Origin of the sequence: Escherichia sp. MOD1-EC6300 (assembly GCF_002965045.1) — a bacterium.
GTDB lineage: Bacteria > Pseudomonadota > Gammaproteobacteria > Enterobacterales > Enterobacteriaceae > Escherichia > Escherichia coli_F.
This window is the reverse complement of record NZ_PTRH01000014.1, coordinates 66,033-81,976: the sequence shown is the minus strand read 5'-3', so window position 1 is coordinate 81,976 and position 15,944 is coordinate 66,033. Positions and strand designations below refer to the sequence as shown.

Here is a 15,944-nt window from a genome sequence, read left to right as displayed (position 1 = left end):
CCGCTTATTCGAAGAGAATCGATGTGAAAGTACTGACTGTATTTGGTACGCGCCCGGAAGCCATCAAGATGGCGCCGTTGGTGCATGCGTTGGCAAAAGATCCTTTTTTTGAGGCTAAAGTTTGCGTCACTGCGCAGCATCGGGAGATGCTCGATCAGGTGCTGAAACTCTTTTCCATTGTACCTGACTACGATCTCAACATAATGCAGCCAGGACAGGGTCTGACAGAGATAACCTGTCGGATTCTGGAAGGGCTAAAACCTATTCTTGCCGAGTTCAAACCAGACGTCGTGCTGGTTCACGGCGATACGACGACGACGCTGGCAACCAGTCTGGCGGCGTTTTATCAGCGTATTCCTGTTGGTCACGTTGAGGCTGGTCTGCGCACGGGCGATCTCTATTCGCCGTGGCCGGAAGAGGCAAATCGTACATTGACCGGGCATCTGGCGATGTATCACTTCTCTCCAACCGAAACGTCCCGGCAAAACTTGCTGCGTGAAAACGTTGCTGACAGCCGAATCTTCATTACCGGTAATACCGTTATTGATGCACTGTTATGGGTGCGTGACCAGGTGATGAGCAGCGATACGCTGCGTTCAGAACTGGCGGCAAATTATCCGTTTATCGACCCTGATAAAAAAATGATTCTGGTGACCGGTCACAGACGTGAGAGTTTTGGTCGTGGCTTTGAAGAAATCTGCCATGCGCTGGCAGACATCGCCACCACTCACCAGGACATTCAGATTGTCTATCCGGTGCATCTCAACCCGAATGTCAGAGAGCCGGTCAATCGCATTCTGGGGCACGTGAAAAATGTCATTCTGATCGATCCCCAGGAGTATTTACCGTTTGTCTGGCTGATGAACCACGCCTGGCTGATTTTGACCGATTCAGGTGGCATTCAGGAGGAAGCGCCTTCGCTGGGGAAACCAGTGCTGGTGATGCGTGAAACCACTGAACGTCCGGAAGCAGTGAAGGCGGGTACGGTACGTCTGGTCGGCACGGATAAGCAGCGAATCGTCGAGGAAGTGACGCGTCTTTTAAAAGACGAAAACGAATATCAAACCATGAGCCGCGCCCATAACCCGTATGGTGATGGTCAGGCATGCTCTCGCATTCTGGAAGCGTTAAAAAATAATCGGATATCACTATGAGTTTTGCGACCATTTCTGTCATTGGACTGGGTTACATTGGACTGCCAACGGCGGCAGCGTTTGCCTCCCGGCAAAAACAGGTGATTGGTGTTGATATCAACCAACACGCGGTTGATACCATCAATCGTGGCGAAATCCATATCGTCGAGCCTGATTTGGCGAGCGTAGTAAAAACTGCCGTAGAAGGCGGTTTTTTACGAGCGAGCACGACGCCGGTTGAAGCGGATGCCTGGCTGATTGCTGTACCCACGCCGTTTAAAGGCGATCATGAGCCTGATATGGCTTACGTTGAATCGGCTGCTCGCTCCATTGCGCCAGTGCTGAAAAAAGGCGCGCTGGTGATCCTTGAATCCACCTCGCCGGTGGGGTCAACCGAGAAGATGGCAGAATGGTTAGCAGAGATGCGTCCGGACCTGACTTTCCCACAGCAGGTGGGCGAGCAGGCGGACGTCAACATTGCTTACTGCCCGGAACGCGTGTTACCGGGCCAGGTTATGGTCGAGCTGATTAAAAACGATCGCGTGATTGGTGGTATGACGCCGGTTTGTTCGGCCCGTGCCAGCGAACTGTACAAAATTTTCCTCGAAGGTGAGTGTGTCGTCACTAACTCGCGAACGGCGGAAATGTGTAAGCTCACCGAAAACAGCTTCCGCGATGTGAATATCGCTTTTGCTAATGAATTGTCGCTGATTTGTGCCGATCAGGGGATTAACGTCTGGGAACTGATTCGCCTGGCGAATCGCCACCCACGCGTCAATATTCTTCAGCCTGGCCCAGGCGTGGGCGGCCACTGCATCGCTGTTGATCCGTGGTTTATCGTGGCACAGAATCCGCAGCAGGCGCGGCTTATCCGTACCGCGCGTGAAGTGAACGATCACAAACCGTTCTGGGTGATTGATCAGGTCAAAGCGGCGGTTGCCGACTGCCTGGCCGCTACCGATAAACGCGCCAGTGAGCTGAAAATTGCCTGTTTTGGTCTGGCGTTTAAACCGAATATTGATGACCTGCGCGAAAGTCCGGCGATGGAAATCGCTGAATTGATCGCTCAGTGGCACAGCGGCGAAACGCTGGTTGTTGAGCCTAACATTCACCAGTTGCCGAACAAACTGAATGGGCTTTGTACTCTGGCGCAGCTTGACGAGGCGCTGGCAACGGCAGATGTGCTGGTGATGTTGGTCGATCATAGTCAGTTCAAAGTTATCAATGGCGACAACGTCCATCAGCAGTATGTCGTCGATGCCAAAGGAGTCTGGCGCTAATGAGAAAGATTCTGATAACAGGCGGTGCCGGGTTTATTGGCTCGGCGCTGGTGCGTTATATCATCAACGAAACGAGCGATGCGGTGGTGGTGGTCGATAAGCTGACCTACGCCGGAAACCTGATGTCGCTGGCACCGGTTGCGCAAAGCGATCGCTTTGCCTTTGAGAAAGTTGATATCTGCGATCGGGCAGAACTGGCGCGTGTTTTCACAGAACATCAGCCAGACTGCGTCATGCATCTGGCAGCTGAAAGCCATGTTGACCGTTCTATTGACGGCCCGGCAGCGTTTATCGAAACCAACATTGTCGGGACTTATACACTGCTTGAAGCGGCGCGGGCTTACTGGAATACGCTGGCAGAAGACAAAAAATCGGCGTTCCGTTTTCATCATATCTCCACCGACGAAGTATACGGTGACCTGCATTCCACAGATGATTTCTTCACCGAAACCACGCCGTATTCGCCGAGCAGCCCTTATTCTGCTTCAAAAGCAAGCAGCGACCATCTGGTGCGCGCCTGGTTGCGGACCTACGGCCTGCCGACGTTAATCACCAACTGCTCTAATAACTACGGTCCTTACCACTTTCCGGAAAAACTGATCCCGCTGATGATCCTCAACGCGCTGGCGGGTAAACCGCTGCCGGTATATGGCAATGGGCAGCAAATCCGTGACTGGTTATATGTTGAAGATCATGCCCGCGCGCTGTATTGCGTGGTGACCACCGGGAAAGTCGGTGAAACCTATAATATTGGTGGTCACAACGAGCGTAAGAATCTCGAGGTTGTGGAAACCATCTGCGAGCTGCTGGAAGAACTGGCCCCGAATAAACCGTACGGTGTGGCGCACTATCGCGATCTGATTACCTTTGTCGCTGACCGTCCAGGGCATGACCTACGCTATGCCATTGATGCTTCGAAAATTGCCCGTGAACTTGGCTGGCTGCCGCAGGAAACCTTTGAAAGTGGAATGCGTAAAACAGTGCAGTGGTATCTGGCTAATGAAAGCTGGTGGAAGCAGGTGCAGGACGGCAGCTATCAGGGTGAGCGTTTAGGTCTGAACGGCTAATTCTCAGCGGAGGCAAACATGAAAGGTATTATCCTGGCGGGCGGTTCCGGCACCCGATTGCATCCGATTACGCGCGGCGTATCGAAGCAATTGTTGCCGATTTACGATAAGCCAATGATTTACTATCCGCTGTCGGTGCTGATGCTGGCCGGTATCCGCGAAATTCTCATCATCACCACGCCGGAAGATAAAGGTTATTTCCAGCGCCTGCTGGGCGATGGTAGTGAGTTCGGTATCCAGCTGGAATATGCCGAACAGCCCAGCCCGGACGGTCTTGCGCAGGCATTTATCATCGGTGAAACCTTCCTTAATGGTGAACCATCTTGTCTGGTGCTGGGCGATAACATCTTCTTCGGCCAGGGCTTCAGTCCGAAGCTGCGTCATGTTGCGGCGCGCACGCAAGGGGCGACGGTATTTGGCTATCAGGTAATGGATCCAGAACGCTTTGGCGTCGTGGAGTTTGACGACAATTTCCGCGCTATCTCTCTGGAAGAAAAGCCAAAACAGCCAAAATCAAACTGGGCGGTGACCGGGCTTTATTTCTACGACAGTAAAGTTGTGGAGTACGCAAAGCAGGTGAAGCCGTCGGAGCGTGGTGAACTGGAGATTACCTCCATCAACCAGATGTACCTCGAGGCAGGCAACCTGACCGTTGAACTGCTCGGGCGCGGATTTGCCTGGTTGGACACCGGCACACACGACAGCCTGATTGAAGCCAGTACCTTTGTACAGACGGTGGAAAAACGCCAGGGCTTTAAGATTGCCTGCCTGGAAGAGATTGCCTGGCGTAACGGCTGGCTCGATGACGAAGGTGTGAAGCGTGCTGCCAGTTCATTAGCGAAAACTGGCTACGGCCAATATCTGCTGGAGTTACTCCGTGCCCGTCCGCGCCAGTATTGAACCACTAGCCTGGGAAAATGCCTTCTTTGGCGTTAACAGCGCTATCGTGCATCTCACTCCTGATGCGCCACTCCTGACGCCAGACGCTTTAGCGACGTGGTCACGAGTACAGGCCAAAATTACTGCATCAAATACTGTTGAGCTGGATGCCTTGCAACAGCTGGGATTCTGCCTGGTTGAAGGTGAAGTTGATTTGGCGCTACCCGTGAACAATGTCAGTGATAGCGGCGCAGAAGTGGCACAAGAGACAGATATTCCCGCATTACGTCAGTTAGCCAGCGCCGCATTTGCGCAAAGCCGTTTTCGTGCGCCATGGTATGCGCCTGACGCCAGCGGTCGCTTTTATGCGCAGTGGATTGAAAATGCCGTGCGCGGCACCTTTGATCATCAATGCCTCATTTTACGTTCGGCGTCCGGCGATATTCGCGGCTATGTCTCTTTACGGGAACTCAATGCGACAGATGCGCGAATTGGCCTGCTGGCTGGACGCGGTGCAGGTGCTGAGCTGATGCAAACAGCGCTAAACTGGGCGTATGCTCGCGGTAAAACAACTTTGCGGGTGGCGACCCAGATGGGCAACACCGCCGCGCTTAAACGATACATACAAAGTGGTGCGAATGTAGAAAGCACCGCGTACTGGTTATACAGGTGATCACATGATTCCATTTAACGCACCGCCGGTGGTGGGAACCGAACTCGACTATATGCAGTCGGCAATGGGTAGCGGCAAACTGTGTGGCGATGGCGGTTTTACCCGTCGCTGCCAGCAATGGCTGGAGCAACGTTTTGGCAGCGCCAAAGTGTTACTGACACCATCCTGCACCGCTTCGCTGGAGATGGCGGCGCTGCTGCTCGATATCCAGCCTGGCGATGAAGTGATCATGCCGAGCTACACCTTTGTCTCCACCGCCAATGCCTTTGTGCTGCGTGGCGCGAAAATCGTCTTTGTGGATGTTCGCCCGGACACCATGAACATCGACGAAACGTTGATTGAAGCGGCGATCACCGACAAAACGCGCGTTATCGTGCCGGTTCATTACGCGGGTGTGGCCTGCGAAATGGACACCATTATGGCGTTGGCGAAAAAGCATAATCTGTTTGTGGTGGAAGATGCCGCTCAGGGCGTGATGTCCACTTATAAAGGGCGTGCGCTGGGAACCATTGGTCATATTGGCTGCTTTAGCTTCCATGAAACCAAAAACTACACGGCGGGCGGTGAAGGCGGCGCGACGCTGATTAACGATAAAGCGTTAATCGAACGAGCCGAGATCATCCGTGAAAAAGGGACTAACCGCAGCCAGTTCTTCCGTGGTCAGGTCGATAAATATACCTGGCGCGATATTGGCTCCAGCTATTTGATGTCCGATCTGCAAGCTGCGTACCTGTGGGCGCAACTGGAAGCAGCGGATCGTATCAATCAGCAACGTCTGGCGCTGTGGCAAAACTACTACGATGCGTTAGCACCTCTGGCGAAAGCCGGGCGTATCGAGCTGCCGTCGATTCCCGATGGCTGCGTGCAGAACGCGCATATGTTCTACATTAAACTGCGGGATATTGATGACCGGAGCGCGTTGATTAACTTTCTGAAAGAAGCGGAAATCATGGCGGTGTTCCATTACATTCCGCTGCACGGTTGCCCTGCGGGGGAACGCTTTGGTGAGTTCCACGGTGAAGATCGCTACACCACCAAAGAGAGCGAGCGCCTGCTGCGCCTGCCGCTGTTCTACAACCTGTCGCCCGTCAATCAGCGTACGGTAATTGCGACCTTGTTGAATTACTTCTCCTGATATGTCGTTGGCAAAAGCGTCCTTATGGACGGCGGCCAGTACACTGGTCAAGATTGGTGCAGGGTTACTGGTCGGTAAGTTGCTGGCGGTGTCATTTGGTCCGGCGGGGCTTGGGCTGGCGGCAAATTTCCGCCAGTTGATTACCGTGCTCGGCGTGCTTGCCGGGGCGGGCATCTTTAATGGCGTAACCAAATACGTTGCCCAGTACCATGATAATCCGCAGCAGCTGCGCCGCGTGGTCGGCACTTCATCAGCGATGGTGCTTGGTTTCTCTACGCTGATGGCGCTGGTTTTTGTGCTGGCGGCAGCGCCAATTAGCCAGGGATTGTTTGGTAATACCGACTATGTGGGGCTGGTGCGTTTAGTGGCGCTGGTGCAAATGGGGATCGCCTGGGGCAACCTGTTACTGGCGTTGATGAAAGGCTTTCGCGATGCCGCTGGTAATGCGTTATCGCTGATTGTCGGCAGCTTGATTGGCGTTATCGCTTATTATGTCAGTTACCGTTTGGGTGGTTATGAAGGGGCATTGCTGGGGCTGGCGCTGATTCCGGCGTTGGTGGTGATTCCTGCCGTCATCATGTTGATCAAACGTGGTGCCATCCCGTTAAGCTATCTGAAACCCAGTTGGGATAACGGCCTGGCAGGGCAGTTGAGCAAATTTACGCTCATGGCGTTGATTACGTCGGTGACCTTGCCCGTTGCGTACATTATGATGCGTAAACTGTTGGCGGCGCATTATAGCTGGGATGAAGTGGGTATCTGGCAAGGGGTGAGCAGTATTTCCGATGCCTACCTGCAATTTATTACGGCATCGTTCAGCGTATATTTACTGCCCACGTTGTCGCGGCTAACGGAAAAGCGCGATATCACCCGGGAAGTGGTTAAATCGTTGAAATTCGTCTTACCGGCGGTAGCTGTGGCGAGTTTTACCGTCTGGTTGCTGCGTGATTTTGCTATCTGGCTGCTGTTGTCGAATAAATTTACCGCTATGCGCGATCTCTTTGCCTGGCAGTTGGTGGGCGATGTATTAAAAGTGGGCGCTTATGTCTTTGGTTATCTGGTGATCGCCAAAGCGTCACTGCGGTTTTATATTCTGGCGGAAGTCAGCCAGTTCACTTTATTGATGGTATTTGCCCACTGGCTAATCCCTGCGCATGGCGCACTGGGCGCGGCGCAGGCCTACATGGCAACCTATATCGTCTATTTTTCTCTTTGTTGTGGCGTATTTTTACTCTGGCGTAGGCGGGCATGACTGTACTGATTCACGTACTGGGATCGGATATCCCTCACCATAACCGAACCGTTCTGCGGTTTTTCAACGACGCGCTGGCCGCGACGAGCGAGCACGCGCGCGAGTTTATGGTTGTTGGCAAGGACGACGGCTTAAGTGATAGCTGTCCGGCGCTTTCTGTGCAATTTTTCCCTGGGAAAAAATCGCTGGCGGAAGCGGTCATCGCGAAAGCAAAAGCTAACCGTCAGCAGCGATTTTTCTTCCACGGTCAGTTCAATCCCAAACTGTGGCTAGCTCTGCTGAGTGGTGGCATTAAGCCCAGCCAGTTTTACTGGCATATCTGGGGGGCAGACCTGTATGAGCTTTCCAGTGGCTTGAGATATAAGCTTTTTTATCCGCTGCGCCGTCTGGCGCAAAAGCGAGTCGGCTGTGTATTTGCCACCCGCGGTGATTTGAGTTTTTTTGCCAAAACGCATCCAAAGGTGCGGGGCGAACTGCTGTACTTCCCGACGCGGATGGACCCTTCTCTCAATACGATGGCGAACGATCGCCAACGTGAAGGGAAAATGACCATTCTGGTGGGGAACTCCGGTGACCGCAGCAATGAGCATGTCGCCGCCTTACGCGCCGTTCATCAGCAATTTGGCAATACGGTAAAAGTCGTGGTGCCGATGGGATATCCACCCAATAACGATGCATATATCAATGAAGTTCGCCAGGCGGGGCTGGCGTTATTCAGCGAAGAAAATCTGCAAGTTCTGAGCGAAAAACTGGAATTTGATGCCTATCTGGCGCTACTTCGTCAGTGCGATCTCGGTTACTTTATTTTTGCCCGCCAGCAGGGCATTGGTACGCTGTGCTTGCTGATTCAGGCGGGCATTCCTTGTGTGCTTAACCGGGAAAATCCGTTCTGGCAGGATATGACGGAACAGCATTTGCCGGTGCTGTTTACTACCGACGATCTCAACGAGGATATTGTGCGTGAAGCACAGCGCCAGCTGGCGTCGGTGGATAAAAACACCATTGCCTTCTTTAGCCCTAACTTTCTACAAGGCTGGCAGCGGGCGTTGGCGATTGCCGCCGGGGAGGTCGCATGAGTCTGCTGCAATTCAGTGGCCTGTTTGTTGTCTGGCTGCTCTGCACGCTGTTTATTGCCACGCTGACCTGGTTTGAGTTTCGCCGTGTGCGCTTTAACTTCAATGTCTTCTTTTCATTGCTGTTTTTGCTCACCTTTTTCTTCGGCTTCCCGCTGACCAGCGTGCTGGTATTTCGCTTTGATGTTGGTGTTGCGCCGCCAGAAATCTTGTTGCAGGCGTTGCTTTCTGCGGGCTGCTTCTACGCGGTTTACTATGTCACCTACAAAACCCGCCTACGCAAACGCGTTGCTGATGTACCGCGCCGTCCGCTGTTTACCATGAACCGCGTGGAGACCAATCTCACGTGGGTGATCCTGATGGGCATTGCGTTGGTAAGCGTCGGCATCTTCTTCATGCACAACGGTTTTTTGCTGTTCCGTCTTAACTCCTACAGTCAGATCTTCTCCAGTGAAGTCTCCGGCGTGGCGTTAAAACGTTTCTTTTACTTTTTCATCCCGGCGATGCTGGTGGTCTACTTTCTGCGCCAGGACAGCAAAGCGTGGCTGTTTTTCCTCGCCAGCACGGTCGCCTTTGGCTTGCTGACTTACATGATTGTCGGCGGCACTCGCGCCAATATTATCATCGCATTTGCTATCTTCCTGTTTATTGGCATTATTCGCGGCTGGATTTCGTTGTGGATGCTGGCGGCGGCGGGCGTGCTGGGGATTGTGGGCATGTTCTGGCTGGCGCTAAAACGCTATGGAATGAATGTGAGCGGCGATGAAGCGTTCTATACGTTTCTCTATCTCACCCGCGATACCTTTTCGCCGTGGGAGAATCTGGCATTGCTGTTGCAGAACTACGACAACATCGACTTCCAGGGCCTGGCTCCCATTGTCCGCGATTTCTATGTCTTTATCCCTTCCTGGCTGTGGCCGGGTCGCCCGAGTATGGTACTGAACTCCGCCAACTACTTTACCTGGGAAGTGCTGAATAACCACTCCGGGCTGGCGATCTCGCCTACGCTTATAGGCTCACTGGTTGTTATGGGCGGCGCGTTGTTCATCCCGCTCGGGGCGATTGTGGTTGGACTGATCATCAAATGGTTCGACTGGCTGTATGAACTGGGCAATCGCGAAACTAATCGCTATAAGGCTGCGATATTGCACAGTTTCTGCTTCGGGGCGATCTTCAATATGATCGTACTGGCGCGTGAAGGGCTGGATTCGTTTGTCTCACGTGTGGTCTTTTTTATCGTGGTCTTCGGCGCATGTCTGATGATCGCAAAACTGTTGTACTGGCTTTTTGAAAGCGCCGGACTCATTCATAAACGTACAAAATCATCGCTCCGGACGCAGGTTGAAGGATAACAATGAATAACAATACCACGGCACCGACATATACGTTGCGTGGCTTACAGTTAATCGGTTGGCGTGATATGCAGCACGCCCTCGATTATCTGTTTGCTGACGGGCAGCTTAAGCAAGGAACGCTGGTTGCCATTAATGCCGAAAAAATGCTGACCATTGAAGATAACGCCGAGGTCAGGGAGTTAATTAATGCTGCCGAATTTAAATATGCTGATGGCATCAGCGTTGTACGTTCAGTACGTAAAAAGTACCCGCAGGCGCAGGTTTCCCGCGTTGCCGGGGCCGATCTCTGGGAAGAGCTGATGGCGCGCGCAGGCAAAGAAGGGACGCCGGTATTTCTTGTGGGCGGTAAACCTGAAGTGCTGGCGCAAACTGAAGCTAAACTGCGCAATCAGTGGAATGTGAATATCGTTGGCAGTCAGGATGGTTATTTTAAACCCGAGCAGCGTCAGGCGCTGTTTGAACGCATTCATGCCAGCGGAGCGCAAATCGTCACCGTTGCGATGGGATCGCCAAAGCAGGAGATCTTCATGCGCGACTGCCGTCTGGTGCATCCGGATGCGCTGTATATGGGCGTTGGCGGGACTTACGATGTTTTCACCGGTCACGTGAAACGCGCACCGAAAATCTGGCAAACGCTGGGGCTGGAGTGGCTCTACCGCCTGCTTTCGCAGCCGAGCCGCATTAAGCGTCAGCTTCGTTTGCTGCGTTATTTACGCTGGCATTACACCGGCAACCTCTGATTTTCCTCTCTCTGTAAAGCGACGGAGTGGTCACTTCGTCGCCTGCCTGTCTTTTTATTACACAAAGCATTCAAATTTTTAATGCTTTATTTGCCATTTCTCCTGAATTACGAAAACATTCGCAACACTCGATGTACCCATAACGATAACCGGTAACACCGGAAAGCATGCAAACACAACACGAGGATTTATGGCAGATAACAAACCAGAGCTACAGCGTGGGCTGGAAGCTCGACATATCGAACTCATCGCCCTGGGGGGCACCATTGGCGTCGGCCTGTTTATGGGGGCCGCCAGTACCCTGAAATGGGCCGGGCCATCCGTATTGTTGGCCTATATCATCGCCGGGCTGTTCGTCTTTTTCATCATGCGTTCAATGGGCGAAATGTTGTTCCTCGAACCGGTTACCGGTTCGTTCGCCGTTTACGCGCACCGTTATATGAGCCCGTTCTTTGGCTATCTCACCGCCTGGTCTTATTGGTTTATGTGGATGGCGGTGGGGATCTCAGAAATCACCGCCATTGGCGTTTATGTCCAGTTCTGGTTCCCGGAGATGGCGCAATGGATACCGGCATTGATCGCGGTGGCGCTGGTGGCACTGGCGAATCTGGCGGCGGTGCGGTTGTACGGTGAAATCGAATTCTGGTTCGCGATGATCAAAGTCACCACGATTATAGTGATGATTGTCATTGGCCTGGGCGTGATTTTCTTTGGCTTTGGCAATGGCGGGCAGTCGATTGGTTTTAGCAATCTCACAGAGCATGGCGGTTTCTTTGCGGGTGGCTGGAAAGGGTTCCTGACCGCATTGTGTATCGTGGTGGCGTCTTACCAGGGCGTGGAGCTGATTGGCATTACGGCCGGTGAAGCGAAGAATCCGCAGGTGACACTGCGCAGTGCCGTTGGCAAAGTGCTGTGGCGAATCCTGATTTTCTACGTAGGTGCGATTTTCGTTATTGTCACCATCTTCCCGTGGAATGACATTGGCAGCAACGGCAGCCCGTTCGTACTGACTTTCGCCAAAATCGGCATTACCGCAGCGGCGGGTATTATCAACTTTGTGGTACTGACGGCTGCGCTCTCTGGCTGTAACAGCGGCATGTACAGTTGTGGACGTATGCTCTACGCACTGGCGAAAAACCGTCAGTTACCGGCGGCAATGGCGAAAGTTTCCCGTCAAGGTGTTCCGGTTGCAGGCGTGGCGGTATCAATTGCTATTCTGTTAATTGGCTCATGCCTGAACTACATCATTCCCAATCCACAGCGTGTGTTTGTCTATGTCTACAGTGCCAGCGTGCTTCCGGGGATGGTGCCATGGTTTGTGATTTTGATTAGCCAGTTGCGTTTTCGTCGAGCGCACAAAGCGGCGATTGCCAGCCATCCGTTCCGCTCAATCCTGTTCCCGTGGGCCAACTACGTAACAATGGCATTCCTGATTTGCGTTTTGATCGGCATGTACTTTAATGAAGATACGCGTATGTCGCTGTTTGTCGGCATCATCTTTATGCTGGCGGTGACGGCAATTTATAAAGTTTTTGGGCTTAATCGCCACGGTAAAGCGCATAAACTGGAGGAATAAGCAGCAAAACGCACAAACCGTAACCAAACGCGCAATTTATTTAAAAAGGGACTAGACAGAGGGGTGGGAAGTCCGTATTATCCACCCCCGCAACGGCGCTAAGCGCCCGTAGCTCAGCTGGATAGAGCGCTGCCCTCCGGAGGCAGAGGTCTCAGGTTCGAATCCTGTCGGGCGCGCCATTTAGTCCCGGCGCTTGAGCTGCGGTGGTAGTAATACCGCGTAACAAGATTTGTAGTGGTGGCTATAGCTCAGTTGGTAGAGCCCTGGATTGTGATTCCAGTTGTCGTGGGTTCGAATCCCATTAGCCACCCCATTATTAGAAGTTGTGACAATGCGAAGGTGGCGGAATTGGTAGACGCGCTAGCTTCAGGTGTTAGTGTCCTTACGGACGTGGGGGTTCAAGTCCCCCCCCCTCGCACCACGACTTTAAAGAATTGAACTAAAAATTCAAAAAGCAGTATTTCGGCGAGTAGCGCAGCTTGGTAGCGCAACTGGTTTGGGACCAGTGGGTCGGAGGTTCGAATCCTCTCTCGCCGACCAATTTTGAACCCCGCTTCGGCGGGGTTTTTTGTTTTCTGTGCATTTCATCACTCTCCCTTCGCAAGAAACGCCCGTAGTCACTCATTGCTACACGGTATGATTTCGCCCTTAACGTATTGAAGGATGACTTCAGGCAAGGAGCGACCATGCTACAGGTTCCAACGCGTGCTTTTCATGTGATGGCGAAACCAAGCGGTTCCGATTGTAATCTGAACTGTGACTACTGTTTTTATCTCGAAAAACAATCCCTTTACCGCGAAAAGCCAGTTGCGCATATGGACGATGACACGCTGGAAGCGTATGTCCGTCACTATATCGCTGCCAGCGAACCCCAAAACGAAGTGGCTTTTACCTGGCAGGGCGGCGAACCAACGTTACTCGGGCTGGATTTTTACCGCCGTGCCGTGGCGCTACAGGCGAAATATGGTGCTGGCAGGAAGATAAGTAACAGCTTTCAGACTAACGGTGTGCTGCTTGATGATGAATGGTGTGCATTTCTGGCAGAAAATCATTTTCTTGTTGGGTTATCGCTGGACGGTCCGGCTGAGATCCACAATCAATATCGCGTGACCAAAGGTGGCAGACCCACGCATAAGCTGGTGATGCGTGCCCTGACGCTCCTGCAAAAACATCATGTCGACTATAACGTGCTGACCTGCGTCAACCGCACCAGCGCGCAGCAACCGTTGCAGGTATATGCGTTTTTGCGTGATGCAGGCGTGGAGTTCATCCAGTTTATTCCGGTGGTGGAGCGCCTGGCTGATGAAACAGCTGCCCGCAATGGACTGAAATTACATGCGCCTGGTGATATTCAGGGGGAACTGACAGAATGGTCGGTGCGCCCCGATGAGTTCGGTGAGTTTCTGGTGGCAATTTTTGACCACTGGATCAAACGTGACGTCGGCAAGATTTTCGTGATGAATATCGAATGGGCGTTTGCCAATTTTGTCGGTGCGCCGGGTGCGGTTTGCCATCATCAGCCGACTTGTGGACGCTCGGTGATTGTCGAACACAACGGCGACGTTTACGCCTGCGATCACTATGTTTATCCGCAATATCGACTGGGGAATATGCTTCAGCAAACAATTGCAGAAATGGTAGATTCCCCGCAGCAGCAGGTGTTTGGAGAAGATAAATTTAAGCAGTTACCGGCGCAGTGTCGCAGTTGTAACGTGTTAAAAGCATGTTGGGGAGGCTGCCCGAAACACCGCTTTATGCTCGATGCCAGCGGTAAGCCGGGGCTGAATTATTTGTGTGCCGGGTATCAGCGTTATTTCCGCTATCTACCGCCATATCTTAAAGCAATGGCTGATTTGCTGGCGCACGGTCGCCCGGCCAGCGACATTATGCAGGCGCATTTGATGGTGGTGAATAAGTAAAAAAGCAGCCATTTTGTGGCCGCCTGCGGTTGATTGCCGGATGCGATGCTGACGCATCTTATCCGGCCTACAGGACGCTGCAATTTATTGAATTTGCAAGGCTTGTAGGCCGGATAAGGCGTTCACGCCGCATCCGGCAAGGTCAGTGTGGCCCGATGTAGCGATAGCGCCGGCTTAATCAGATTTAATCTGCGCGCGTGGTGGATATTTTTTCAGGATCTCCATATACGCATGCATTTCGGTCTGTAGCGGTACACCCATTGGGATATGGCGCACGCCGATAGAGTCGCTTTCCTGCGGATCGGTGTACAGGTTAAACACCGACGATCCCGCCGTTTGCATTACTGTGCCGGTGAATCCACCCTGATACCCGCTCTGGGTATACGCGTACGGTTGCTGGATCAGGACGTGATACTTGAACTCATCCATACGCACAGCAGAAAGTTTGCCGTTGAGGAAGTAGTGCTCGGCCTTACGGTTAGACTGACCATTTGTTCCCAGGAAGAAAGATGTCTGGTCCACACCATCAATAAAGGTGGTTTTCGGCACTAAATTCGCCACTTTCGCTCCAGGATGTCCTGCCAGATCCAGCGCCGTAGGGAAGAGATCCGCCAGATCGACAATACCATCAGATTTACGCGGTTGGATCATGCCTTTCCAGTAAACGAAGGTTGGCACACGAACGCCGCCTTCCCATGTAGAACCTTTCGCACCGCGGAACGGTGTGCGACCGTGCGGCGGAACTTCAGCTTCCGGACCGTTATCAGAGGTGAACACAATCAGCGTGTTATCAAGCTGACCGTTTTTCTCCAGTGCTTTATACAGATTGGCGAAGATATCGTTCATCTCCACCATGCAGTCGCCGTAAGAGGTGCGCGCCGGAGAGCTACCCGCATATTTGGCGTTCGGGTAGTTATCGAAGTGACAGCCGCGAGTGCCGTAATAGAGGAAGAAAGGCTTATCGCTCTTCGCCATCTTGTCGAGGAACTTAACGCCATATTCCATCCAGCGTTGATCCAGATCTTCCATATATTTCGGCGTAATGTCGGCAATGGCTTCCTGTTCACCGCCGCGCACGGCATGAACGTCATCTTTGCTGAACGGCAGTTTTTGGATGTATTCAGAACGATCCGGGCTCAGGGCGACTTCCGGGTTGACATGAACATCACGCCATTCGGTATACATATCAGATACCGAGTTAAAGCCGCGGAAATCATCAAAGCCAACGTTCTGCGGCTGCGACTCTTTGTTTTCCCCCATATGCCATTTCCCGATAGCCTGGGTGACGTAGCCCTGATCGTGCAGCAACTGTGGCAGCGTGGTTAACCCTTGCAGACCGCCCGGTTGCCCGTACATTGGCGGCATCAGAATGCCGTGGTGGATGGAGTATTGTCCGGTGAGAATCGTGGCGCGGGTTGGGGAAGAACTCGGTTGAGAATACGCCGAAGTTAAAATCAGCCCCTGGCTGGCAACGGCGTCGATATCTGGTGTAGGGTTACCCACCGCCACGCCGCCGCCGTTAAAGCCAACGTCCATCCAGCCCACATCATCCAGCAAGAAAACAACCACGTTCGGTTTCTTACCGGTTTTTTTCTCAAGTTCCGCCAGTTTCTGCTGGGTTTCTTTGTCTTGTGCAGGATGCTGCATCACCGGCATCATGTTGTCGGCAATAGTGGTCGCCGGTTTAACCAGATACTGGTTTGGGTGATCGTATCCGGCAAAGCCTTTGCGTGCGGTGGCGGTTGACGGGGTATCTGCTGCGCTGGCCATGAGTGGAAGAGCGGCGGCGACAGCCACAACAAGAAGTTTGGGTGAAAACGAAAATTCCATGCAAAATGCTCCGGTTTCATGTCGTCAAAATG

The 15,944-nt window shown here is 52.7% G+C and carries 13 protein-coding genes and 4 tRNA genes; 16 read left to right on the top strand and 1 reads right to left on the bottom strand.

Annotation, left to right across the window (positions count from 1 at the left end; translation table 11 throughout):
• The first annotated feature begins 23 nt into the window (after positions 1 to 23).
• The 16 genes from wecB (at position 24) to BGE37_RS19110 (ending at position 14,082) form a co-directional block, all read left to right on the top strand.
• Complete coding sequence (gene wecB / locus BGE37_RS19185) at positions 24 to 1,154, top strand: non-hydrolyzing UDP-N-acetylglucosamine 2-epimerase (RefSeq protein ID WP_001364316.1); 1,131 nt, start codon at positions 24 to 26, stop codon at positions 1,152 to 1,154.
• Positions 1,151 to 2,413 carry a UDP-N-acetyl-D-mannosamine dehydrogenase gene (wecC, locus tag BGE37_RS19180; protein WP_000006603.1) on the top strand — a complete coding sequence of 421 codons (1,263 nt, stop codon included), beginning with the start codon at positions 1,151 to 1,153 and terminating at the stop codon, positions 2,411 to 2,413. The genes wecB and wecC overlap by 4 nt, the downstream gene beginning before the upstream one ends.
• Positions 2,413 to 3,480 (top strand): dTDP-glucose 4,6-dehydratase, encoded by a 1,068-nt coding sequence (gene rffG, locus BGE37_RS19175; protein WP_105288340.1) that lies wholly within the window; start codon positions 2,413 to 2,415, stop codon positions 3,478 to 3,480. The genes wecC and rffG overlap by 1 nt, the downstream gene beginning before the upstream one ends.
• Before the next feature lie 18 nt (positions 3,481 to 3,498).
• The gene (gene rfbA / locus BGE37_RS19170; RefSeq protein WP_000676063.1) at positions 3,499 to 4,380 is read left to right on the top strand and encodes a glucose-1-phosphate thymidylyltransferase RfbA; all 882 of its coding nucleotides are present in this window, start codon (positions 3,499 to 3,501) and stop codon (positions 4,378 to 4,380) included.
• On the top strand, positions 4,358 to 5,032 hold the full coding sequence (gene rffC, locus BGE37_RS19165) for a dTDP-4-amino-4,6-dideoxy-D-galactose acyltransferase (protein WP_105288339.1): 675 nt from the start codon (positions 4,358 to 4,360) through the stop codon (positions 5,030 to 5,032). The genes rfbA and rffC overlap by 23 nt, the downstream gene beginning before the upstream one ends.
• Before the next feature lie 4 nt (positions 5,033 to 5,036).
• Complete coding sequence (gene rffA / locus BGE37_RS19160; RefSeq protein WP_000612044.1) at positions 5,037 to 6,167, top strand: dTDP-4-amino-4,6-dideoxygalactose transaminase; 1,131 nt, start codon at positions 5,037 to 5,039, stop codon at positions 6,165 to 6,167.
• Position 6,168: 1 nt separating this feature from the next.
• Positions 6,169 to 7,419, top strand: coding sequence for a lipid III flippase WzxE (wzxE, locus tag BGE37_RS19155; protein WP_105288338.1), 1,251 nt, complete (start codon positions 6,169 to 6,171; stop codon positions 7,417 to 7,419).
• Complete coding sequence (gene rffT / locus BGE37_RS19150; RefSeq protein WP_105288337.1) at positions 7,416 to 8,495, top strand: TDP-N-acetylfucosamine:lipid II N-acetylfucosaminyltransferase; 1,080 nt, start codon at positions 7,416 to 7,418, stop codon at positions 8,493 to 8,495. The genes wzxE and rffT overlap by 4 nt, the downstream gene beginning before the upstream one ends.
• Positions 8,492 to 9,844 carry an ECA oligosaccharide polymerase gene (gene wzyE / locus BGE37_RS19145; RefSeq protein ID WP_105288336.1) on the top strand — a complete coding sequence of 451 codons (1,353 nt, stop codon included), beginning with the start codon at positions 8,492 to 8,494 and terminating at the stop codon, positions 9,842 to 9,844. Before rffT ends, wzyE begins: the two co-directional genes overlap by 4 nt.
• A gap of 2 nt (positions 9,845 to 9,846) precedes the next feature.
• Positions 9,847 to 10,587 (top strand): lipopolysaccharide N-acetylmannosaminouronosyltransferase, encoded by a 741-nt coding sequence (gene wecG, locus BGE37_RS19140; protein ID WP_001064038.1) that lies wholly within the window; start codon positions 9,847 to 9,849, stop codon positions 10,585 to 10,587.
• A gap of 190 nt (positions 10,588 to 10,777) precedes the next feature.
• Positions 10,778 to 12,163 (top strand): bifunctional threonine/serine APC transporter ThrP, encoded by a 1,386-nt coding sequence (gene thrP, locus BGE37_RS19135; protein WP_039020284.1) that lies wholly within the window; start codon positions 10,778 to 10,780, stop codon positions 12,161 to 12,163.
• Positions 12,164 to 12,265: 102 nt separating this feature from the next.
• Positions 12,266 to 12,342 (top strand) — tRNA-Arg (locus tag BGE37_RS19130).
• Between the two features lie 58 nt (positions 12,343 to 12,400).
• Positions 12,401 to 12,476 (top strand) — tRNA-His (locus tag BGE37_RS19125).
• A gap of 20 nt (positions 12,477 to 12,496) precedes the next feature.
• A tRNA-Leu gene (locus BGE37_RS19120) sits at positions 12,497 to 12,584 on the top strand.
• A 42-nt stretch (positions 12,585 to 12,626) separates the two neighbouring features.
• Positions 12,627 to 12,703: transfer RNA gene (locus BGE37_RS19115), tRNA-Pro, on the top strand.
• Between the two features lie 146 nt (positions 12,704 to 12,849).
• The gene (locus BGE37_RS19110) at positions 12,850 to 14,082 is read left to right on the top strand and encodes an anaerobic sulfatase maturase (protein WP_105288335.1); all 1,233 of its coding nucleotides are present in this window, start codon (positions 12,850 to 12,852) and stop codon (positions 14,080 to 14,082) included.
• A 174-nt stretch (positions 14,083 to 14,256) separates the two neighbouring features.
• On the opposite strand, the gene aslA is transcribed toward BGE37_RS19110, so the two are convergent.
• Complete coding sequence (gene aslA, locus BGE37_RS19105) at positions 14,257 to 15,912, bottom strand: arylsulfatase AslA (RefSeq protein ID WP_000395858.1); 1,656 nt, start codon at positions 15,910 to 15,912, stop codon at positions 14,257 to 14,259.
• Positions 15,913 to 15,944 lie beyond the last annotated feature (32 nt).